Source organism: Mycoplasma sp. 394, from assembly GCF_054353895.1.
This window is the reverse complement of the sequence record NZ_JBTHHL010000003.1, coordinates 18301-41489: the sequence shown is the minus strand read 5'-3', so window position 1 is coordinate 41489 and position 23189 is coordinate 18301. Positions and strand designations below refer to the sequence as shown.

General features: G+C 28.0%; 24 protein-coding genes. 10 read left to right on the top strand and 14 right to left on the bottom strand.

What is annotated here, in order from left to right; all coding sequences use genetic code 4:
* The 12 genes from nadE to ACXYRQ_RS01435 form a co-directional block, all read right to left on the bottom strand.
* Entirely contained in the window at positions 1–789 is a 789-nt protein-coding gene (gene nadE, locus ACXYRQ_RS01490) for an NAD(+) synthase (protein ID WP_435128981.1), read from the bottom strand.
* Positions 790–929: 140 nt separating this feature from the next.
* Entirely contained in the window at positions 930–2723 is a 1794-nt protein-coding gene (dnaK, locus tag ACXYRQ_RS01485; protein ID WP_435128983.1) for a molecular chaperone DnaK, read from the bottom strand.
* A 76-nt stretch (positions 2724–2799) separates the two neighbouring features.
* Entirely contained in the window at positions 2800–3648 is an 849-nt protein-coding gene (locus ACXYRQ_RS01480) for a nucleotide exchange factor GrpE (RefSeq protein ID WP_458614597.1), read from the bottom strand.
* Between the two features lies 1 nt (position 3649).
* The gene (locus ACXYRQ_RS01475; RefSeq protein WP_435128989.1) at positions 3650–4648 is read right to left on the bottom strand and encodes a heat-inducible transcriptional repressor HrcA; all 999 of its coding nucleotides are present in this window, start codon (positions 4646–4648) and stop codon (positions 3650–3652) included.
* Between the two features lie 43 nt (positions 4649–4691).
* Entirely contained in the window at positions 4692–5492 is an 801-nt protein-coding gene (locus tag ACXYRQ_RS01470; RefSeq protein ID WP_458614596.1) for a hypothetical protein, read from the bottom strand.
* Positions 5493–5502: 10 nt separating this feature from the next.
* Positions 5503–5919, bottom strand: a complete 417-nt coding sequence (locus ACXYRQ_RS01465; RefSeq protein ID WP_458597571.1) for a hypothetical protein — start codon at positions 5917–5919, stop codon at positions 5503–5505.
* A 290-nt stretch (positions 5920–6209) separates the two neighbouring features.
* Positions 6210–6689 (bottom strand): hypothetical protein, encoded by a 480-nt coding sequence (locus ACXYRQ_RS01460; protein WP_458614595.1) that lies wholly within the window; start codon positions 6687–6689, stop codon positions 6210–6212.
* Complete coding sequence (locus tag ACXYRQ_RS01455) at positions 6640–7614, bottom strand: hypothetical protein (protein WP_458614594.1); 975 nt, start codon at positions 7612–7614, stop codon at positions 6640–6642. The genes ACXYRQ_RS01460 and ACXYRQ_RS01455 overlap by 50 nt, the downstream gene beginning before the upstream one ends.
* 62 nt (positions 7615–7676) lie before the next feature.
* Positions 7677–8411, bottom strand: a complete 735-nt coding sequence (locus ACXYRQ_RS01450; protein ID WP_458614593.1) for a hypothetical protein — start codon at positions 8409–8411, stop codon at positions 7677–7679.
* On the bottom strand, positions 8411–8989 hold the full coding sequence (locus ACXYRQ_RS01445) for a hypothetical protein (RefSeq protein WP_458614592.1): 579 nt from the start codon (positions 8987–8989) through the stop codon (positions 8411–8413). Before ACXYRQ_RS01445 ends, ACXYRQ_RS01450 begins: the two co-directional genes overlap by 1 nt.
* Positions 8990–9125: 136 nt before the next feature.
* Positions 9126–10550, bottom strand: a complete 1425-nt coding sequence (locus ACXYRQ_RS01440; protein ID WP_458614591.1) for a hypothetical protein — start codon at positions 10548–10550, stop codon at positions 9126–9128.
* A gap of 86 nt (positions 10551–10636) precedes the next feature.
* Positions 10637–12352 carry a Na/Pi cotransporter family protein gene (locus ACXYRQ_RS01435; RefSeq protein WP_458614590.1) on the bottom strand — a complete coding sequence of 572 codons (1716 nt, stop codon included), beginning with the start codon at positions 12350–12352 and terminating at the stop codon, positions 10637–10639.
* A gap of 96 nt (positions 12353–12448) precedes the next feature.
* Here ACXYRQ_RS01435 and rsmG point away from each other — a divergent pair, with 96 nt between their 5' ends.
* The gene (rsmG, locus tag ACXYRQ_RS01430; RefSeq protein WP_458614589.1) at positions 12449–13141 is read left to right on the top strand and encodes a 16S rRNA (guanine(527)-N(7))-methyltransferase RsmG; all 693 of its coding nucleotides are present in this window, start codon (positions 12449–12451) and stop codon (positions 13139–13141) included.
* 427 nt (positions 13142–13568) lie between these two features.
* Here rsmG and ACXYRQ_RS01425 read toward each other — a convergent pair whose 3' ends face one another.
* Positions 13569–15509: a DNA gyrase/topoisomerase IV subunit B gene (locus ACXYRQ_RS01425; protein WP_458614588.1), complete on the bottom strand. Its 1941-nt coding sequence runs from the start codon at positions 15507–15509 to the stop codon at positions 13569–13571.
* 268 nt (positions 15510–15777) lie between these two features.
* Here ACXYRQ_RS01425 and secY point away from each other — a divergent pair, with 268 nt between their 5' ends.
* From secY to rplQ, 9 genes are all read left to right on the top strand, one after another.
* Positions 15778–17202, top strand: coding sequence for a preprotein translocase subunit SecY (secY, locus tag ACXYRQ_RS01420; protein ID WP_458614587.1), 1425 nt, complete (start codon positions 15778–15780; stop codon positions 17200–17202).
* Positions 17196–17855, top strand: coding sequence for an adenylate kinase family protein (locus ACXYRQ_RS01415; protein ID WP_458597561.1), 660 nt, complete (start codon positions 17196–17198; stop codon positions 17853–17855). Before secY ends, ACXYRQ_RS01415 begins: the two co-directional genes overlap by 7 nt.
* Positions 17856–17917: 62 nt before the next feature.
* Entirely contained in the window at positions 17918–18664 is a 747-nt protein-coding gene (gene map, locus ACXYRQ_RS01410) for a type I methionyl aminopeptidase (protein ID WP_458614586.1), read from the top strand.
* Between the two features lies 1 nt (position 18665).
* A complete protein-coding gene (gene infA / locus ACXYRQ_RS01405; RefSeq protein WP_435129040.1) occupies positions 18666–18884 on the top strand; it encodes a translation initiation factor IF-1 in 219 nt (72 codons plus the stop codon).
* A gap of 11 nt (positions 18885–18895) precedes the next feature.
* The gene (gene rpmJ / locus ACXYRQ_RS01400) at positions 18896–19009 is read left to right on the top strand and encodes a 50S ribosomal protein L36 (RefSeq protein ID WP_435129043.1); all 114 of its coding nucleotides are present in this window, start codon (positions 18896–18898) and stop codon (positions 19007–19009) included.
* Positions 19010–19026: 17 nt separating this feature from the next.
* A complete protein-coding gene (gene rpsM / locus ACXYRQ_RS01395) occupies positions 19027–19395 on the top strand; it encodes a 30S ribosomal protein S13 (protein WP_435129046.1) in 369 nt (122 codons plus the stop codon).
* Positions 19395–19784 (top strand): 30S ribosomal protein S11, encoded by a 390-nt coding sequence (gene rpsK / locus ACXYRQ_RS01390; RefSeq protein WP_435129049.1) that lies wholly within the window; start codon positions 19395–19397, stop codon positions 19782–19784. Before rpsM ends, rpsK begins: the two co-directional genes overlap by 1 nt.
* Positions 19785–19815: 31 nt before the next feature.
* Entirely contained in the window at positions 19816–20826 is a 1011-nt protein-coding gene (locus tag ACXYRQ_RS01385) for a DNA-directed RNA polymerase subunit alpha (protein ID WP_458607321.1), read from the top strand.
* Between the two features lies 1 nt (position 20827).
* Positions 20828–21190: a 50S ribosomal protein L17 gene (rplQ, locus tag ACXYRQ_RS01380; RefSeq protein ID WP_458597558.1), complete on the top strand. Its 363-nt coding sequence runs from the start codon at positions 20828–20830 to the stop codon at positions 21188–21190.
* Positions 21191–21283: 93 nt separating this feature from the next.
* On the opposite strand, the gene ACXYRQ_RS01375 is transcribed toward rplQ, so the two are convergent.
* Entirely contained in the window at positions 21284–23185 is a 1902-nt protein-coding gene (locus ACXYRQ_RS01375) for a M13 family metallopeptidase (protein WP_458614585.1), read from the bottom strand.
* Positions 23186–23189: the final 4 nt, after the last annotated feature.

Below are 23189 nucleotides of genomic sequence, written 5' to 3'. Positions count from 1 at the left end.
CTATTCTACTGGTTTTGGTTTAAAAACAGGTTGTCTTTTATGTTCTGTATTTTTATGTCTATATTCTATTTTATTGATTATATCTTTTGTTAAGTGTTGTTTAATAATTTGTGGTTTATCAAGGTGATTTATATAAAAATCTAATTGACGATATGAAAAACCGAGTTCACCTTCATCTGTTTGTCCATCTCATAAACCAGCTGATGGCTTTTTATTTATAATACTATCCGGTACACCTAAAAGTTGAGCTAGATAAGCAACTTCACCCTTTGTTAGTTGACAAATAGGTAATAAATCTGCTCCACCATCACCGTATTTAGTAAAGTAACCTATATATACTTCATCAGCATTATCAGTTCCTAAAACTAAATAATTATTTTCTTGTGCTATTGCATATAAAGTTGTCATTCTTAAACGTGGCTTAATATTAGCGATTGAAAGAGGGTTTGCTAGGTTTAATTCCTTGCTTATTGCCTTAAATGCAGCACCTAATTTAATAGTTTTAAACTTTGTGTTAAACCTTTGTTCAAGTGCTTGTATATCTGCTAAATCGGCTTGTAGCATTGATTGCACCGGTATTACAACCCCAATCGTATTATCTGTTACAGATTTCGCTAAAGCATATGTTAACGATGAGTCAATTCCTCCGCTAATTCCGACAACAAATCCTTTTGCATTTGCTTTTTGTAACATATCATTTAAAAAAGTTTTTAGAACATCTATATATTCATAAGCTTTTTGCTCATTAAAAGAATGTTCAAAACCATTATAATTGGTAATTTTACTCATACTTACCTTTCTACATAAGTTATATTATATTATAAAATTTGTTTTTCTATATAAAAATTACTATATAGTAATATAAAATTACTTTTAAGCCTATTATCTAGACTTAAAAGTAAAAAAAATAACCCATAATAGGGTTATTTTTAGTCTTCTACAACTGTTGCTGTGTCTTCGTCGGAATTTTTTGTTTCAGATTTTGTAGCATTTTGTTGTGCTGCATAGTTTGCAAAATCACGCATTACATTTTCTACTGATTCTAATTTTGTTTTTAATGCAGGAATATCTTTTTTATCAATTAATTCTTGTAATTCGTTAATAAGTTTTTCACTCTCTGCTTTTGCTTTTTCATCCATTTTATCACCTTGTTCGGCAGTTGCCTTTTTAATTTGGTCGATTAATGATTCAGCACGAACAATGGTTTCAACTTCTTCTTTGCGCTTTGCATCTGCTTCTTTGTTTGCTTCTGCTTCTTTAACCATTCTTTGAATTTCTTCTTCAGAAAGTTTTGTTGAATTTGTGATTGTAATTTTTGCATCTTTATTTGTTTTTAAATCTTTAGCTGTAACAGTTGTAATACCATTAACATCAATTGTAAAACTTACTTCAATTTGTGGTACTCCACGAGGTGCAGGTTCGATTCCACCAAGATTGAATTGACCTAAAGTCTTATTATCTGATGCCATTTGTCTTTCACCTTGCACAACACGGATTGTTACTTCGGTTTGATTATCAGCTGCTGTTGAGAATACTTGTGATTTAGTTACAGGAATTGTGGTATTTCTGTTGATTAATGGAGTTGCAATACCTCCCATAGTTTCAATTCCTAAGGTTAATGGTGTAACATCTAATAATAAGATATCATCAATATCACCTGCCAATACAGCCCCTTGAATAGCGGCACCAATTGAAACGACTTCATCAGGGTTAATTGAACGGTTAGGTTCTTTATTTAAGGTACGTTTTACCATATCTTGCACTGCAGGCATACGAGTTGATCCACCAACTAATAATACTTCATGCAAATCCTTAGCAGTAATTCCAGCTTCTTTTAAAGCATCTTCAATTGGTTTTCTAGTGCGATCTAATAAATGTGATGTCATTTCTTCGAATTCGCTACGCTTTAGGTTTAATTCAACATTAACAGGTCCATTTTCTGTCATTCCAAAGAAAGGAATTGCAATAGTAACTTGTCCTTGCTCAGAAAGATCAATTTTTGCTTTTTCAGCAGCTTCCTTAAGACGATTTAAACGAGTTTTATCAGTTCCAACTTCAAATTTATAAACATCTTTAATTTTCTTAGTTAATCAGTTTACAATTTCATGATCTCAATCATCTCCACCTAGGTGGTTATCACCTGAGGTAGATAATACATCAAATGTTCCATCTTCTACTTCGAGAACTGAAACATCAAATGTTCCTCCACCAAGATCATATACTAATACTTTCATTCCTTTATGATCTTTATCAAGACCGAATGCTAATGCAGCCGCTGTAGGTTCATTAATAATTCTTAATACATCTAATCCTGCTATTTTACCAGCAATTTTAGTTGCTTCACGTTGTGCATTGTCAAAGTATGCAGGAACAGTAATAACTGCTTTTTTAACTTTTGTTCCTAATTTTGCTTCAGCATATTCTTTCATATATGAAAGAATCATTGCTGAAATTTCTTCTGGTTTATAGTCTCTTCCATTTACATGAACTGTTTTATCAGTTCCCATAAGTCTTTTAATAGAGATAACTGTATTTGGGTTAGTTTCAACTTGACGTTTAGCATTATCCCCTACAATTTGCTCTCCGTTTTTAAACGATACTACAGATGGAGTAGTTCTTTTACCGTTAGGGTTTTCTAAAACTACTGATTTTTTTCCATCCATAATTGTAACTACTGAATTTGTAGTTCCTAAATCTATTCCTAAAATAATTTCTTTTGCCATGATTTTCTCCTTAATAGTTTTTTTGTTTTTGTTTGTTATATAGATTAATTATAACATAATTTAGCAAACAAAGAATTTAATTGCTAATTTTTTTTGTCAGTATAACTGATGCAGGTTTAATTAAACGCGAGTTTAATTTTAAACCATATGCTGTAACTTTTTTTACTATATTATCAATATCGGAGTCGATAAAATCAACTACTGCTTGTGAACTTGGATCAAATTCAGTTTCAAGTTGTGGATTAATTATTTCAACACCATTACTTGAAAAAACATCTTCAAATTGTTTTAAAACAATATTAAATCCAATTGTGTAATTACGAGTTTCCTCAGATGTTGAATTACTTCCAAAGTTAACTGCCATTACAAGGTTGTTATATGGAATAACAAAATCTTCAAAGAAAGATTGCAAAGCATAATTTTTAATATCATTTCGTTCGTTTTCAAGTTTTTGCTTTTGGTTTTGAATTTCTTGTTGTAACATCTGATCTGCCTTTTTTGATAACTGCGATGCTTTTTCTTTAAACTCTGTTTGTAATTTAAGTATATCTAAATCTTTTTGAGCAATTTGTTGTCTTAAAAGGAAAACTTCTGCTCTTAGTTTTGCAAGTTCTTCTTTGACCCCACCTTCTTCAACTATGCTATCATCTGAAACAATATGGTTTGAATTTACATGTGATATTACTAACCTAACTGTTTTTCCGGCAAATTTTGGATCATCGAACTTTTTAGAATAAGTAAATTCAACCTCTAAAACTTTCTTATATTTACGACCAATGATATATTTATCTAAATCTGGTAAATATTCATTATTTCCTAAGGTAATTGTAGTATTTTTATCATATTCTTTTTGATGGTGACCATCTAAATAAAGACGAAAATCACCTGTTATTTTATCTCCATGTTTATATTTTTTATTAAACATATTAACCTCTTTTCTTTAGTAAAATTTCTAAAACATTTAATGCTGTTCGCATTGCATCGTAATCAGATGCTTGAGCACCAATTACTGAAACCTCAGTGACATTGCTATTGTTTTCGATTCGCTTAGACATATATGTTCGTTCATCGTTAATTGATATTTTAAGTTTTTGATCATTTTCAACACTTTCTTCAATGCGATCTCAAACAGAATAGTTTTCGATTAATTCTAACATCTTATTTAATGTCTCTCTATTTATATCATCTCTTAAGATAATATTCGATTTACCAAAAACTTTATTTTGAGTAATGTGATTAATTTTTTCTGTAAAAACCTGAGTAATAAATGAATCGATTACCTTTTGATAATTCTTAATTTGTGATGCAAGCGGTTCAGCAAGTGATAAAACATGGTCTGCTAACTTATCTAATGGGATATCAATAAGGCGATCTTTAAATATCTTTATCGCAATTCGTAAGTCATTAATGCTTACATCTTTATCAAAAGTAATTATTTTTGAAAAAACTTCTCCATTTGAAATTACCATTACAATCGTGGCTCGATGTTGATCTAATGGAACCATTTCGATGCTTTTGAGCAGATGCTTTTGTGATAAATCAGTTGTAACTAATGTTAAATTAGTAATTTCTGAAATAATTTTTGCTGCTTGCTCAATAGTTGTGTCTATTTCATTTCTTTTTTTGTCTAAAATCTTTTCAAGTTTTCTTAACAACTTTTCTTCATATGTTTCTGATAAAAAGTTTGCATAATAGCTCAGTCCTTTTGATGTTGGGATGCGACCACTAGATAAATGCGGTTTTATCAAAAATTCCTTGTTTTCTAAATCATTCATTAAATACCGAATTTTAGCAGGTGAAAAAGTTATTTCATTAAATCTTTTAATAAGTTTTGCACTACTTACTGCCTCGCCTGATTCAATATATAAAAGCACAGTGTACTTTAGAATTAACTCATGACCTTTGTTTATTTCCTCTTTAATCATAATAATATTCTAGCACAAAAATAAAAATTTAGCAAATAAATAATTAAATTGCTAAATTTTTATTTTCTGATGTTTGGTAAATTATATCTTCATTAAATACCTTTTGATAGGTTGTTATGAAATTAGAATATAAGTCATCATAAATCATATTTCCTTTATTTATTTGATCAAAATGATATCCTCAGATGATAAAATAAAAAATATATAATCTTTCTTTTTCATTATGTATTTGTTCTTTATGATTATGTATATCTAAATTAACTTTTTTATTTATACTATGATAATCGAAATAAAATTTCTTTACTTGTATTAAATTCTCAAAAAAAGGCTTTGGTATAAAATAATTACAATAGGAAAAAGTAAAGCTATTTATCAAATTTTTTATTTGGTTTGTTTGTTTTTTAAATAATAAAGTGTAAAAAATAAGTAATAATAAAGGAATTATAATATCAACTGCCCCTGGAATGTAAGCATATGTAAGATAATTAATAGAGAATTTATAATTTGAATAATTTTCTATAAAATTAACTGCATTAGAAATTATTCTGTTTTTATCATAAATAATATTATAAAAAATAAAATTTAAAATAATAGCAAGTAGACAAAAGATTATATTCAACAATAAAATAAAATAAAACTTTTTCATTAACTTAATAAAAGAATTAGCACCTTTTTTAAAGATGACATTAGTTATGGTTTGATTAATTTTAATTAATTTATGCATCTTATAAATTGAAAAAGTAGATAATCTTTTTAAAAAGATAAAATAAAAAATAATATAAATATTAAAAATTACTAACAGTATATCTACAACAGAGTTAATTGCAAAAAATACAAAAATCATATTTTATACCTTATTTATTGAAATAATTAATATAGTTATAATACATACCTATATAATAACTTTGATGTTCTGTTTGTTTTGACAGATGCATATTGTAGATAAAGAAAGCAAGAATATAATATGTATTTTCCTTAAAAACTTTTCTTATTTTTTTAATATCTATTTTGTTATATATCATCAAAAAAGAATAAATATGCATATAATTTATCGGTAATAATCCGTTGTTTTTAAACTCAATTGGTAACCATTTTTCATAGTTTATTGTTATATTCTTCAATTTTGAATCAAAATGTTTTATTGCTTTCAATGAAAATTTAATATGTTTATATACAGTTAGAAAATATGGTGTATATGCTATAAGACTCATTATAACAGCAGGAAGAATATAATAAACTATTTGATTATCATAACCTGATAAAAAAGTCATATAATTCATTGATAATAAAAAAGAAATTTCAGATATGAATAAGAATATTATTACAAATAATATAATAAAAGAAATAAAGTTGTATTGCTTTGTTTGAATTTTTATAATATTTCACCCGTTTATAAAGTGAATATGATAATTTTTATTGGATTCAATGTCTCTTTTATATGTATCTATTAAAATATAATAAAAAATATTTAATCTAAAGTAATATACAACAGAAAAAATAATTGGATTTATAAGGAAATACATAAAAACAGAAATAAGTAAAATTGCTAAAAATCACATATTTATCCTAGATTATCTAGTTTAGTCTTATTTGGTAATTTTCTTATATACCATATGTTTTTAGCAGGATTATATACTTTTTGAAGTCCTCATTCATACAGTTGTCATTCTGAAACACTAAGCATCTGATCAATAGTTTTAAATTCACCTGTTTTTAAATTCTTAAATAATAGATTTCTACCCCCTGTTCCACCATTTTCATAAGAATCTGTTTGAACAGTTTCTTTCATTACAACTCATTCAATTTTTCTAATATCATCTAAGTATTTGTCGATTTCATTTAATTTACTTGTAAGATTTAACAAAAACTTTAGAATTTCTTCTGTTTCTTTATTAAGTTTGTTTAATTCATCTATACTAACACCTAATGAAGCAAGATCAATTCCTGTAAAAGTAATGGATGGTATTGCTTTAACAAGTTTTGATGCAAAACTACCAACAGATTTTAATTTTTTTATAATTCATTGCAATTCTAAATACATTACCAGTTATACCGTTAGTTACGCCCCATATATAATTAAAAGCTGTGTATCAGTCATCAAGTGAGGTTGTGTTAGATTTTATGTTAAGCAATTTATTTATAAATTCTTTTTTTGATAATAAAGCTTCTTTTTGATTTTTAAGTGAGTCTATATAAAATGTTATTCCTAGCGATACCACAGAAGTGCCTACACTAACAAAAGCAAAAATAAACGGAAAGAAAAAAGATAATACTGATGATAACACAGAAGCAGCTGTCGTTGCTATTGATGCTATTGTTGCATTTTTTATTTTAGATTGTATTGAATTAATGTTATTTTCTATTATAGAATAAACTTCCTTAATATTTTCTGCTTCGGCTTCTAATTCATGAAATTTAATGTTTAGTTTTTTTGAATTAACTTCATTTTGGTCTATATTTATAGTATATCTCAAATCATTATTTATTAGAACTCTTTTTATGTTAGATTTTACTTTAACTTTTTTTATTTTCTTTGTAATATCATTAACAACAGAATTAACAGAAATTTCGAATTCATCTATAAATTTTGAATATATTTGATGAATATTATAATCTATGATTTCTTTTTCTTGGTATGGAGCAATTTTTCCACTCTTTTTCAGATTTACAATATAATAGTCAAACATTTTCTTAAAATCTTGAAAAGAAATTAAATTTTTTAAACTTTTGTTCTTTTTTTCAGAATTTAAGAAACGAAAGAAATTGTCACCATTTAATTTGTTTGTAAACAACTTTTCATCAATTGTTTTCATTAAATATTCATAATCAATAAATGTATTAATTCCTGTATTTGATTGATTCATATTTTCATGATTATGATTTATTTTATATTCGTATACTGGCATATTTGTAATACTGCTTAAACTTGCAAACGGATCACCTAAATTTAATAATATTTTCTTCATTTTAACTCCTTATATAAATTTTATGAAAATATTTAAGACAACCTATCAATCTATGTATATATTTAAAAGTTTTTTAATGAATTGTTGTTGTCAAATATAGAAACCTTCTTATAATTTCAAAATTGTGCATATAACCCTTCTCAAATATAGTTTCCTTTATTAATTTCATCAAAGTGATAGCCTCAAATCATAAAATAATGAATATTTATAATATCTAATTTTGATTTTATAAATATTCTTAATGGATATATGTTTAAAACAACCATTCTACCTTTTAAATGATAAAAATCAAAAAAAGTTTCGTTTCTTTTGTTTAACTTTGGTGTTTTTTTAGGAAGAAAATAATCATCAAAGGTGAATTCAAATTTATCAATAAGTTTATAAATAATATTTGTGCGATTGATTCTAAGTTTAATAAATAGAATGCTACAAATAAAACAAAGTAAAAAGTGAGGTATATAGGTTATATTAATATATAAAAGTGCTTCTGCACTTACTGATAGCTTACTACTGTTAAATTTAATTACAAGAAGCGCATTTATAGTAATCAAAATAATTAAGAAAAAACTTAAAAAAACAAAGAAAAGATGTGTGATTCTTTGTCATTTCAAAAAAGCTAATGCACCATATTTGAATGTGTAATGTGTTTTTGTTTGCTTTATCTTTATTAAAATATTAGTTTTCTTGATTAAAAATTTAAAGTTTATAGTAAAGAATCTAAGAACAAAATAAGAATATAATGAAATATAGATGGTAGCTAAAGCAAGAAAAATATTAATAATTGCTCATACAAACATTAGACATCATCCTTATTAAAATAATTTACATAGTTATAGAAAAACCCTTGATAGTTATCTATGTACTCACTTTTTTCTGATTTATCCATATTATAAATATAAAAAGCTAGAATGTAATATGTATCTTCTTTAAAAATCTTTTTAAGCTTTTTAATATTAATTATATTTCACATTGCTATAATATCATATATAACAATGTAATTAAGGGGTAATAATCCATTATTTTTAAATTCATCATTTAACATATTGTCATAAGTTATCTTTGTTGATTTTATTATTGTATTGAAATATGACTTTGATTTTATAGATATATACATATTTCTAATGAATATAATATAAAAAATTGAAACAGATGCAATAGTTATTAAAAGTGCTGGTGGAATAAGTGAGTAAAATAAATTTATGAAATCTTCTTGCAAATAAGGAACTAACATAAAAGTTGCAATGATTGCTCCTGAGTGAAGTAAAAATGTAAATAAAAACAAAATAATATGAAGTATCACTAACTTATTTATTTTCTTATTCATTAAATATCAACCATGCACAAAATGAATATGGTATTTATTTGTGTGTAACATTTGATGTCTTTTGTATGTATCATTAAGGATATAAAAGAAAATTTGAAAACAATATTTATAAATAATAAGAATTAATACCATACTAAGTGGTAATATTGCAGGAAGTATTAGGAGAGAAAGAAATAATAAAAACATATTAACCTAAATTATCTAACTTTGTTTTATTTGGTAATTTTCTTATATATGTTACTTTTCGAGCAGGGTTATATACTTTTTTTAGTCCCCATTTATATAGTTGCAAGTCTGTTTGTTGTAACATTTCATTAATTGTAAGGATTTGACCAGTTTCAAGGTTTTTGAAGACTAAATTTCTTCCACCTTTTCCGCCATGATTATATGAATCGTTTTTAGGTGTCTCTTTTATTACAACTCATTCTACTTTTTTTATGTTATTTAATTCATTATATAGCGAATCTAATGTCTTCTTTAAATCACTTGTATAATTATTTATAATATCATTTTCTCTTTGTATTTGTGTTCTATCACCTAATGCAAGTATTATTGATAAGCCATCAATCCCTAATGATTCTAAAGAAGGTAATGAAAATTCTAGCATATCCTTAATAGCATTTGAAATTTTACTTTTAAAATACATTACTAATTTAAAAATATTGTCTGTTATTTTTCATCCATTAGATGCAAAGTCGTATGCATCATAGAAATAAGATATTTTTGATTCTTCAACATTAGATCCATCATCAAGTGAAATTATTTTTTTTAATGCTGCATTTTTATCTAAAAAATTCTGTTTTCTTGTCTTAAAATAAATTATAACCCCTGTTAGAACAATTAATGAAAAAGCAGAACCAGCACCTAAAACAGCACCAACAACTGGAATAAAAAATGCTACAATTCCTGATAATGTAGAAGTAACAGCAAGAGAAAGATAAGCAGAATTTAATTTTAATAATATATCATTAGTACTTTTAACCCCTTCATTCAAGAGTTTCAAAATAGGTTTTATTTGCTCTATTTTTTTCTCAACCTCAAAGAACCTAATAGTTATTTTTTTTGAATTTTCTATATCATCTTCAATATTTATTTTATATCCTTTTTCATCATCTAGAGATACCCTATTAATTTTTCTTATTCTTTTTTCTTTCTTAATATTTTCTTGTATCTGTAGCTTCAATTTATCGACAGAAAGTCTTAATTCACCAAGAAATTTATCATACATTTCATTAAATTTTTTTGGACTTTGGTTTGTAATTAAATTTGCATCACTACTTGAAATAACTTTATCATCTACTAATCTTCTTACATATTTGTTTAATAGTTTGCTGAAATTTTTTTTACTTACCTTACTCATTAGTTCATTTAATGACATGCTTGAATTAAGAAAGTCAGGAAGTGATTTTTCAAATAAATATAATTCACCAGCCATTTCAAGAATATGATTATTTTTTTCTTTTTTTAATTCATTATCATATCCCGTGCTTTCTAACCTTGCATCTATTATTTTGTGATAATTAGGAGGGATATTATAACTTTGAACCGGAATACCTATAACACCTGATAAACCTGTTATAGGATCACCTAATTTTATCAATGTTCTACTCATTTCATCTCCTTTTTGACTTGATATAATTTTACACAATTATTCTGATAAAACGAAAAATACAAAAGCATATAAAATATGCAAATTCCCTAAACATCAACAAAGTTTTTTTGTTCATCAAGTGAAATATCATGAATATTAAGTCTAGTGTTTTTAATATAATGATTTATTCTTTGACAGTGATGTGCAATTCTTTCGATGGTTCTTAATAAAATACCATAATCAAAATCTTTATCAAGTTGCTTTTGTCCATTTTGTGTTTTCAAACGTTCTACATTTACTTTAGTGAATTCATCCGATAAACTATTAATATTTGTGTATAGTTTATCAATAAAATTACTTCTTTCATCAGTTTGGTTTTCTAATTGTCTGATTGAATTTTTTAACAAAGTCTGCAAAGATTCTACTAATTCACTTATTTCAGTTATTATTTCGCTATCTAAGTCGAATTTTTGTGTTGATTTTGATATATAAGTTTTATTTAATTCTAAGATAACATCATTTCCCAATCCCATTATTTTATCAACTGAACGACTTGAAAGAATTAATGATAAATGCAATTTAGCATCGTCGGTATTTAAATTGCGACTGTTAAGCTGAACTAAATAGTTATATATTAATGTCCGTGTATTATCAATAACTTCTTCCAAGTGATGGTATTCTCTCAAGATTTTTTGATCTCCACTTTTTATATATTCTCAAAGTAATTTCATTCCTTTTTGAGAAATTTTACCTTGGGTATACAAGGCATTTTTAGCAGCCTTTAGTGCCAATGATGGGTTTTCATTAATCAGTTGAGCAGGCAGAATAATTTCAAATTCTTTGTTTATATTTTTATCTTTTATAATCTTATTTACAAATAATTCAAGATATTTAATTAACCAAAAGAAAATACCGACTAAGATGAAGTTAAAGAACAAGTGAGCCAAGGATAATTGCAAGGTTTTTTGTGTGGGTGCCATTAATAATATAAAGTCTGCATAATAAGTTAAAGGATATAAGAAAGGCAAGATAAGTAAGGCAATTGATAAATTAGTAAATCCTCATAAAATAGCAATTTTCTTAGAATTATTATTTTTAGATGTGAAAGAAACTATTAAACCGGTTATAGTTGTTCCTAAATTAGCACCAAGAACTAAGGCGATAGCTGAATAAATTTGTAATGTATCTTGCTCTTTAAAGACAATTTGATATAAAGTAACAGTTGCACTAGAAGATTGTAAAATCCCAGTAAGAACAAATGAAAACAAGAAGGCAGATCATGGATTTGCTCCAGCAACAGATAGGGTTTTCTTAAAGAAATCTTGTTTTACAATTTCTTTTGCAGCAGATGACATTATTTTTAGTGATAAAAATACCATTCCTATTGCAATTGCTAGCAAAAAAATGTTTTGTCATCTATCTTTTTTAGTGAGTAATGAACCAAACACTCCGATAACCATAAATAAAATAAAGTATTCAGTAAATTTAAAACTTGATTGAAATGAAACGATTAAGGATGTTGTTGCAGTTCCGATATTTGCACCGAGTAAAAAGGCAATAGCTGCTCTTAAACTTATAAATCGTGCTGCTAAAAGTCCCATTATTAATGCGATTGCACCATCCGAAGATTGGATAAAAGTTGTGAATAGAATCCCTACCAGCAAAGCAATATAGTTATTTTTAGTTATAAATTTTATCACCTTACGAAATTTTGAATCACCGATACTTTTTAATGATGTAGATAACTTTTTAGTTGCATAAATAAATAAAGCCAAGGATGCTAAAGCAAAGACGATTGCAAGCGAAATTGTATCAAATTTCATAACTGTCCTTTCAGATATCTTTTTTTGATATTATAATAAAATTTTATAATTTGAAAATTTAATACAAAGAAACTTTGAATAAGTTAAAATATTATTATGGATTCAAAAGAATATGTGCAAAAGTTGTGTTATCAAAAAGGTTGAGACTTTGAAAAACTTGATAATTATGTCAATTTAATAGAAGAAAAAAATAAAGTAATGAACTTAACGGGTTTTTCCGATGATCGTTTATGAAGTGAAGGGATCCTGGAATCCCTAGCATTTATGGACAAAATAATGAAAGTGTTTGATAAATGCAATGTATTAGATATCGGTGCAGGTGTAGGTTTTCCATCGGTTCCTTATTTTATTGCTAACTTAAATTCTAATTTTCAACTTGATATCTATGAACCACTAACAAAACGTTGTGATTTTTTAAATCTTGTTATTAAAGAATTAAATATCACTAATATTAAAGTTTATAAAAAACGAGTTGAGGAACAAAAACAAAAAAATATATACGATATTGTAACAGCCCGTGCTGTTGCAGATATCCAAACATTAATTTTAGTTGCCTTTCACCTTATCAGAGTTGGTGGAAAAATGATATTGATAAAGGGTAAAAATGTTTTAAAAGAAGTAGCAGACGCTGAACATGCCTTTAAACAAGTTAAATACAAGTTGGATATTGAAAAGTTTTCTATGACACAAATAAACAAAGAAAATCATATTGTATATATTACAAAACTTAGAAGTACACCAAATTCTATTCCGTATGTTTGAAAAGATGTTATAAAACTTAGAAGGTAGTTCTTTATATGTATAAAAAAGCAGTCAAAAATTTGACTACTTTTAAAATTTTTAATTTACATTTTTCAATTTATATTATATAGAGTTTAAACAAAATATAAGAAAGAAATTAAATTATGTGAAAAATTATAACGAGATAACAAAGAATAATGAATGAGAAATTTTGTTAACGAAAACTGAATGAAAAGAGAGAACATAAATAAACTAAATATTTTTATGAATTATTGAGTAAAAATTTAAATGAAAATTTACGAATAAAATAATAGAATATAGATTTGATATTTAAATGAATATTTTGATTTTACTAAGTATTAAGTATTTTGATATCAATAATGAATCCTAAGCACATTTGACAATACACTTAGGAATTTTATTATACAACAAAAAACATTTATATATCATAATAAATAACAAAATAAGTAAATTTTTAGTGTTTTTTTGTTATTTTTTCCATTTTTTCTATAAAATCCAAATCTTCTTCTGAAAAATCAATGTTACTATCAATTCACTGCTTGCGTTTCGATGAATCTTCACCCATTAAAATTGAAACCCTTCTTTCAGCAAGTGAAGCATCTTCGATACTAATTTTAATTAATGTACGTGTTTGTGGATTCATTGTAGTTTCTCATAATTGATCAGCATTCATCTCACCGAGCCCTTTATATCTTTGTAGTTCGATAGCACCTTTTTGTTTTGTTAATATATCCCTTAAATCATTTTCATCTCAAGCATATAAAATGTTTTTTTTGCTTTTATTAGTAATTTTATATAACGGAGGAATTGCGATATAAACTTTACCTGCTTCAATTAAAGGTTTCATAAAACGGTAAAAAAAAGTAAGTAATAAAATTTGAATATGTGCCCCATCGGTGTCAGCATCCGTCATAATAACTATTTTATTGTAATTGCATTTATTTAAATCAAAATCCTTGGCAAAACCAGCACCAATTGCATTGATAATAGTTGCTATTTCATTATTTTTAAGTAAATCAATAATACTTTTCTTTTCAGAATTTATAACCTTTCCGCGCAGAGGCAAAATCGCTTGATAACGACGATCACGACCACTTTTAGCAGATCCCCCTGCTGAATCGCCTTCGACAATAAATAACTCTCTTTCAGAAGCCTTTTTTGATGTCGCTGGAGTTAATTTGTCACTTATAATACTTTTTTCTTTTAGTGACTTCTTAGATTGTCTTGCTTCATCGCGACGCTTACGTTCTTCAAGTCGGATTTCATATGCACGTTTAATTTTTTCCAAAACTTTCTTAAATTGATTTTTATTATCTTCAATTCATTTTTGCAAGTATTTTGAAACAATTTCTTCACTAATATTCTTTGCTTCAGGTGTTCCTAATTTGTCTTTTGTTTGTCCAACAAATTCTAAAAGATGTTCAGGAATTTTGAGCGAAATAACACAAGTAAGGCCCTCCTTGATTTCTTCAGAATCAAAGATGTTTTTGCCTTTTAAAAAACCTTCTTTCAAGGCGTATTCATTAACTATTTTGTTAAAAGCATTACGTAATCCAATTTCGTGACTACCACCATCGCGAGTTTTAACATTATTAACGAAACTTAATAACAAATTCGAATACGAATCAGTTCATTGAAAACCAAATTCAACTTCAATGTCTTTTTTGGTGTCTTTAAATGAAATCGCCTTAGTTAAAGGTGTTTTGGAATCATTTAGAAAATCAATAAATGCTTGAATACCATTATTATACTGATAAGTTTCATCAAAACCGATGTTTTCATCAACAACTCTAATTTCTAAATTAGAGATTAAAAAAGCACTTTCCTTTAAACGTTCAGAAATTGTATCTATATTTAATTTAGCACGTTTAAAGAAATGATAATCGGGTCAAAATTCAACCGATGTCCCTGTCTCCTTGCTCTTTCCTACTTCATGGGTTCGCTCTTTAATATTATCACCTTCGAAAACAGTGCGATATAATTTACCATTTCTTGCTACAGTTGCTATTAATTGAGTTGACAAAGCATTGGTAACACTTGAACCAACACCGTGTAAACCGCCTGATGTTTTATAAGCACTTGAATCGAATTTTCCACCAGCATGTAATTCAGTAAAAACAACTTCTACAGCACTGCGATCGTCATCTTTTATCTTATCTACTGGGATTCCTCGACCATTATCTGTAACTTTTACCGAACCATCTGTTCTTAAAAATACTGCTATTTTGTTTGCATAACCAGCCAAAGCTTCATCAATTGCATTATCTACAATTTCTCAGACAAGATGGTGTAAACCATTTGCATCAGTTCCACCAATATACATTCCAGGACGCTTACGAACCGCTTGTAAACCTTTTAATTGTTGGATACTACTTGCATTATATTGCTCATTCATAATTTTAATTATATAATTATTTTCGCTACATTTAAAATTGAAAAGCAAAATAATGTTTGTTTTATAAATTTTTAAAATTGCTTTCAAATTTCGTTAAAATAATAAGAAATTTAAAAGCAATTTAGTTTTTTGAAATTATATTAATTAAAACAATATAATATTTAAAAGTATGATACATAGACAAAAATGTAAAATATCTTTACTATTTTAAGCACACATATTTAATAAAAAAAGGTATAATTAAAATGTTTTTTATAAAGGAGTAAATTTGTTGACTTTTAGTAATCTTTGATATAAACTATCTAAAGGCTGAAGAAAGTTTTGAGAGAATAAAAATTTAAGTAAAAAAATTATTTTTACGATTATAATGCTTACTGTTTTTGTTTTTGGAACCACTATTACAGCACCATTTATTCGGATTGCTGATCCAAGTCAACTTTCGAATAATGCTTTTTTAAACACTCTTAATTTAATTGGTGGTGGGGGTTTGCGTCAGTTTTCGATTTTTGCCTTAGGGATTAGCCCTTTTATTAATGCATCCTTGATAATGATGATTTTGCAATCAAAGTTTGTTCCACCAATTTACAAACTTTCACAAAGTGGGCCACAAGGAAGAAAGAAAATTAATGTTATTACCCGTTTTGTAACATTAGCAATTGCTTATCCGCAGGCAGTGTTTTTAACAAGAGCTCTTTCATCAGGGAGTCCATCATCTGTATTTATTTCAATTACAGGAACCCAGTATTTTAGTGAAAATGCATTAGTATATTTTATAATTCCGATGATTTTAGTTTCTGCTTCGTTATTAGCACTTTTTATTTCAGAACAAATTACCAACAAAGGAGTGGGTAACGGAACTAGTTTATTAATTTTTACTGGTATTGCAGCAAGGTTACCTCGTCAGTTTCATACAGCAATTTTATATTATATAGGTGATTTAGCTGAAAGTGTAATAATGAAAGGCATAATAAGCTTTATTAGTTATTTATTAGTTTATATTTTAACAATTGTAATAATTGCAATTGTATATGTTTCGGAAAGACATGTGCCGATTCAACAAGTCGGAGCAGGACGCTCAAAGAGTCGTAAGGAAATGGGTAAATTACCAATTAAAGCGAATCCGGGCGGGATAATGCCTATAATTTTTGCAATGTTAGTTTTATCATTTCCTACAATGATCGCTAATGTTTTACCACAACATAGTGCTGCCAAATTTTGAATAAACACAAATTTACAATTCACTCAACCGATTGGATTTACTTTGTTAATTGTAATAGTGTTAGTGTTTTCAGTGTTAATGGGAATTCAGCAATCAAAAGTTGATAAAATAGCAGAAGATTTTACTAAAAACTCTACATTTATTCCTGGGGTGCGTCCTGGTGAAGAAACGCAAGATTATTTAGTTGCTATAGTTTTTCGTTTAAGTGTATTTTCATCACTTTACTTAGTAATTCTAGGAAGTATGCAATTTATTGCAATTATGGCTCATATACTTCCTCAAGCAATTGCTTTTGGTGGAACAGGTTTAATGATTTTGGTATCAACTTCACTTGAAACACTCGGACAACTTAAAGCACGTCGTATGAGCAACAAATTATCTAAGGCAAAACGACTTACTCTTGAAAATTTTGAAAATTTAAATTCTGATAAATCAGACGATGATAAGAAGATGGGAACAGGATTATTATGATAGGAAAAATAGATACAAATATAATTTTAATGGGACAACCTGGAGCAGGTAAGGGAACTGTAGCAGGAGTTTTTGCTAAGAAAACCGAATGAATACATTTATCTACCGGAAATATTTTTCGTCAAGAAATCCATAATAAAACACAACTTGGTCAGAAAGTAGAATATTATGTAAACTCAGGTGGATATGTTCCTGATGAAATTACAAATGAAATAGTTAAAAATGCAATTTTGAAACTACGAGCAGAAAATAAGTTTTTTATTTTAGACGGTTATCCACGTACTATTGCACAAGCAGAATTTCTAAAACAAATTCCTAATTTAAAATTCAAAGTTATATTATTAACTGCTTCTGAAAAAATAATAATGGAACGTTTATCTGGTAGACTTGCTTGCGAAATTTGTGGGACAGGTTATCATATAAAATTCAAAAGAAGTTTCGTTCCCGATTATTGCGATATTGATGGTGGAAGGCTTTATTCACGCGATGATGACAAGCCTGAAAAAATTAAAAACCGTCTTAAAATATACGATGAACAAACTAAACCATTATTAGAATATTATAAAAAAACAGGTGAATTACTAACTTTTGCTTGTGAAGGCGATCCTGAAGAAGTTGCTAATGAAATTGCTTCTCATTTTAAAATAAGATGATAAAATTATGATACTTTTGAAAAAGTATCATTTTTTTGTTTTCAAAAGTACATCTGGAGGTAGTATTGATTCAAATTTTAAACGAAGAACAAATCAAAAAAATTACCAAAAGTTGTAAAATCTTGGCAGAAGTAAAACAAATTTTGTGAGATTTCATAAGACCAGGGGTTTCTTTAAAAGAAATTGATCAATTAGCTTTTAAAGAAATTACTAAAAGGGGTGCTAAACCAGCTTTTTTAGGTTTATATGGTTTTCCTGCAACCACATGCATCTCTGTAAATGAACAATTGATCCACGGAATCCCTAATAATTACATTATAAAAGATGGTGACTTAGTTAGTGTTGATATCGGTTGCATCTGACAGGGGTTTAATAGTGATAGTGCATTTACCAAAGCTATTGGTAATGTATCTGCATCTGACCAAAAACTTATTGATGTTGCAAAAGGAGCCTTTGAAGCAGGATTAAAAGCAATTAAAAGAGGCGCTCGAGTTGGTGACATCAGTGCTGCAATAGGTAGGTATATCAAAAAAAACGGATTATATACACCTGTTGAGTTTTGTGGTCATGGTATTGGAAGTCATCTCCATCAAGATCCAAATGTTAATAATACAGGACATAAAGGAAGTGGTCCATTATTAAAAAACGGTATGGTTCTTTGTATTGAACCAATGATAATTCAAACTCCACATATTAAAATTTTATCAGATGGTTGAACTGTTATTAGCGCTAATAAAACAAATACAGCCCATTATGAACATACCGTTTTAATAAAGGATTTTCAAGGTGTCGTTCTAACGAAAGGAATATAATTTGGCAAAAGACGCAATTAAATTTAAAGCAGTCGTTAAAGAAGCTCATACAACAGACTTATATACAGTTGAATTAAGCGATAACGGTGCCCTAATTAAAGCTCATATTTCAGGTAAAATGCGTGTAAATCATATTCGTATTTTACCTGGTGATACAGTTGATGTAGAAATGAGTCCTTATGATTTGACACAAGGACGCATTGTCTATCGTCATAAATAAAAGGAGAAACTATGAAAGTTAGAGCAAGTGTAAAGAGTATTTGCAAAGATTGTAAGATCATTAAACGTAAAGGTGTAAACCGTGTGATTTGTATTCATCCAAAACACAAACAAAGACAAGGTTAATAAGAAAGGAAAGTTAAATGGCTAGAATTTTAAATGTTGAAATTCCAAATGATAAGCGTGTAGTTGTTTCATTAACTTACATTTATGGAATTGGAAGAACCTTAGCAAAAGAAATTTGTAAAACTGCAAAAGTAAGTGAAGATGCTCGTGTTAAAAATCTAAGTGAAGAAGAATTATCAAGAATTCGTGAAGCTGCAAAAGTATATACCACCGAAGGTGATTTACGCAGAGAAGTAACTTTAAACATTAAACGTTTAATGGAAATTAAATGCTACCGTGGGATCAGACACCGTAAAGGATTACCAGTTCGTGGTCAATCAACCCAAAAGAATGCTCGTACCCGTAAAGGTCCAAGAAAAACTGTAGCAGGAAAGAAAGGTAAATAATGGCTCGTAAATCAAAAAAGAAAAATATTGTTAGTGGAATAGCACATATTCACTCAACAAATCAAAACACTATTGTTACTTTCACAGATGAAAAAGGTGATGTAATTGCTTGATCATCAGCAGGAGCAATTGGTTATAAAGGGACCAAGAAAAAAACTCCATATGCTGCAGGTTTAGCAGCACAAGCAGCCGCGGAAGCTGCAAAAGAACACGGAATGAAGACAGTCAAGGTTGAATTAAAAGGACTAGGAGCAGGTAAAGATGCTGCTAGAAAACAAATTGAAGTTGCTGGAATTACAGTTACTGAAATCAAAGATGTTACACCTGTTCCGCATAATGGTACTAGACCTCCAAAACGTATTTTAAAACGTGAACGTGCAAAAAAATAATTAATACCATAGTATTTAAAGGAGTCTCGATATGGAAAAGATGAAACAATTATCTTATAGAAAAAAACCAGTATTTAGAGAAACAGACGATAATGAAACCACATTCACCTTACAAGGACTCGAAAGAGGTTATGCAAACACATTAGGAGTTGCATTAAGACGTGTATTGCTTTCATCTACTACTTCGCTTGCACCATTTTGTGTTCGCATCGAAGGGGTAGAGCATGAATTTTCTACAATTAAAGAAGTTGTAGAAGATGTTCCAAGTTTGATTATGAATTTGCGTAAGGTTAAATTCACTTATGATCCTAATATTGTTTCAGATAATGAAATTGTTAAGGTTAAATTGGTAGCAGATGAATCAGGTGTATTAACAGCAGGAAAAATGCAGATTTCAAACCCTGGTGTTCGTGTTATTGATCCATCAGTACACATTGCAGAAGTAGTGAATCCAAATGCATTAAAATTAGAAATGTTTTTACGTGCAGGACGTGGATTTGTTTCATTTGAGGAGAATAAAGTTCTTTTACTAAATCCACAAATCAAAGTTTCGTTAGATACAGATATTAAAAAGGCCGAATATATCGCAGTTGATTCTGATTTTTCTCCAATTGAAAAAGTATGATATACACAAAGAGAACTAAACTCATCATCACCCAAGATTGAAGAAGAACTTGAATTAAATATTAAGACAAACGGAACGGTTTCAGCAAAACAAGCGATTAAATCTGCATCAGAAATTTTAATCGGTTTATTCGCTGTTATCGGTAATGTTGATAGTATGGAAGATGTAAAAATCTTTGAAGAACCAAAACAAGTTGAAGAAGAAAAACCTGATGATGATATTGATATTTCACAACTTGGTTTAAGTGTTCGTTCATATAATGCACTTAAAAAAGCTAATAAACGCAAACTTAGTGAATTTGCTGCAATGAAACTTGAAGACCTTGAAAACATTAAAAACTTAGGTAAAAAATCTATTGAAGAAATCGTCAAAAAACTCGCTGAACAAGGTATTATTTTAAAAGAAGGAGTTGAATAATATGGCAAATCCAAAACAAATCTATTCACGTGATACAAAATGAAGAACTGGTGTAATGCGTTCATTAGTTAGTGAGTTGCTAGCTCATGGACATCTAACAACAACCTTAACCCGTGCAAAAGAAGTTCGCAGACATGCTGAACGTATGATTCAAAAAGCAAAAACCCCTACCTTAGCAAACAGACGTGCAGTAGCTTCATATGTTCGCGACATTAAAGTTGAAGGTAACAAAAATGTTCTTAAACATTTATTTGACACAGTAGCACCTAAATATGCACAAAGAAACGGTGGATACACAAGAATTATTAAATTACCAAAACGATTGGGTGATAATACTCGAATGGCCTTAATTGAATTAGTTTAATTTCCTTACTTATTTTAGAGCTTTAAAAATTTATTGCAAACAGCCCACCTAGGGTTGTTTTTTGTATAAAAATATCCACATAAGTGGATATTTTTATCAAATTTTAATGCGCTTTTCAGATGATAAATACATTTGATCACCATCTTTTATATCATAGGTTTTTAAAAATAATTCGTTATTAGATAAAACTTTATTTGCACGTACTTTGGTTGGAGCATGTACATCTGAATCAAGTAGTCTTTTTGCTCTACCTTCTTTATAAATTGCTCGTCAAACAGTAGCTCAGTTTTCAAAGAATGCATGTGCATCAAAATCAGGATATTTTTGAGCTGCTTTTAAAGCACAATCAAATCCACCTAAATCTGCGATATTTTCAGAAACTGTTAATTTTCCATTCACTTTACCATATTCTGTCTCTGTTCCGTCATAAAGATCAATAACAGCTTGTGTGCGTTTTTTAAATTCATTTAAGTCATTTGCAGTTCATCAGTTGTTTAACTTACCGTTTTCGTCAAATTGTGCCCCATTGTTATCAAAACCATGTGAAATTTCATGTGCGATAACAACCCCGATTCCACCGAAATTAGCTGATTTAGACTGATTTATATCATAAAAAGGAGATGCTAATATCGCAGCAGGAAAAACAATTTGATTTCGCATTGGATTATAGTAAGCATTAATTGTAGCGGGTGTCATACCCCAAAGTTTTTTATCTTCTGATTTATGATATAAGGATAATTGATATTCACTGATATGTTTGTTAAATTCCTTAATGTTTTCAAAAATATTAGAACCATCTTGATATGTTTTTACCTTAAATTTAGCATAATATGGACGAATTTTTTCTGGATAACCTACCATTGGTTCAAATTTTTCAAGTTTCAAGATTGCTTTTTGAATTGTTTCTTTTGATAGTCAACTGTTATGTAATAAACTATCTTTGTATACATCAATCATAGATGCAATCATATTTTCTACATCTGCTTTAGCTTTTGATCCAAAATATTTATCAGCATAGAACATTCCGAGTGGCATTCCAAAGAACTTGCTGGTTAAATCATATGCAAAATCATTTAATTCTCTTACTTTTGCCACTGAATTTACTGCATTAGCATACTCGGTTGCTTTAATTCTTATTTCTTCTGATAAATAAGTTGTAGTTGCTAGCATATTTTTAATAAACATTGAATCACGGAATTTTTCAAAGTTTACTTCATTAAAAATTTCATCAAACTTAGCAAAAAGTCTTAGGTTTGGAATTGATGCTTCTGATACTTTTTGTCCAATAATTAAGTCTAAGAGTCTTAAAAGGTCATATTTTTTAGAAAATAAACTTAGTTCTTCTCTGGTTTTCAGATTATATAAGGAAACATAATCTGCTTGTTCGACTGATGAAAGAATGTGGTCTTTATAAATATCATCAAAAGCAATCGCATTTTCAATCATTATATTTACTTTTTGCTGAGCAAAACCGTAATCTAAAAGTAAATCATTTACCATATTTTTTCATGCATTAAGTAATTTTTCTTTTTCTTTTGGTTGCTCATAAGTTTCCTTAGATGGCAAGATTACTGAAACTGAATCAAGTCACAAAATTCTTTTATCATTATCTGCAAAATCTTCATAAATTTGTAATTCTAATGGTAAGAAATTGTAATTTAATCACACATCACGATTTGCATTGAAAATATCATTAAAAGAGTTAAATTGATATATTCTATCTAAAAAATTACGAACAGGTTGTCAACCTAATTCATTTCTTTTTTTTGAATTAATAATGAGTTGATAAAATTTTACTAAATCAGACATCATCGGATGATCTTCTGGCAATTCTTGTTTACCTAATGATCATTGGGAAATTAAGTTCTTAAGTAATTTTTCTAAATTTAACTCTAACTCAACAAAAGATCCGATTGATGAACGATCTTCTGGTATTTTAGCAGTTTTTAATCATTCTGCATTAACATATTCATAAAAATCATCTTTTTTATTCATATTT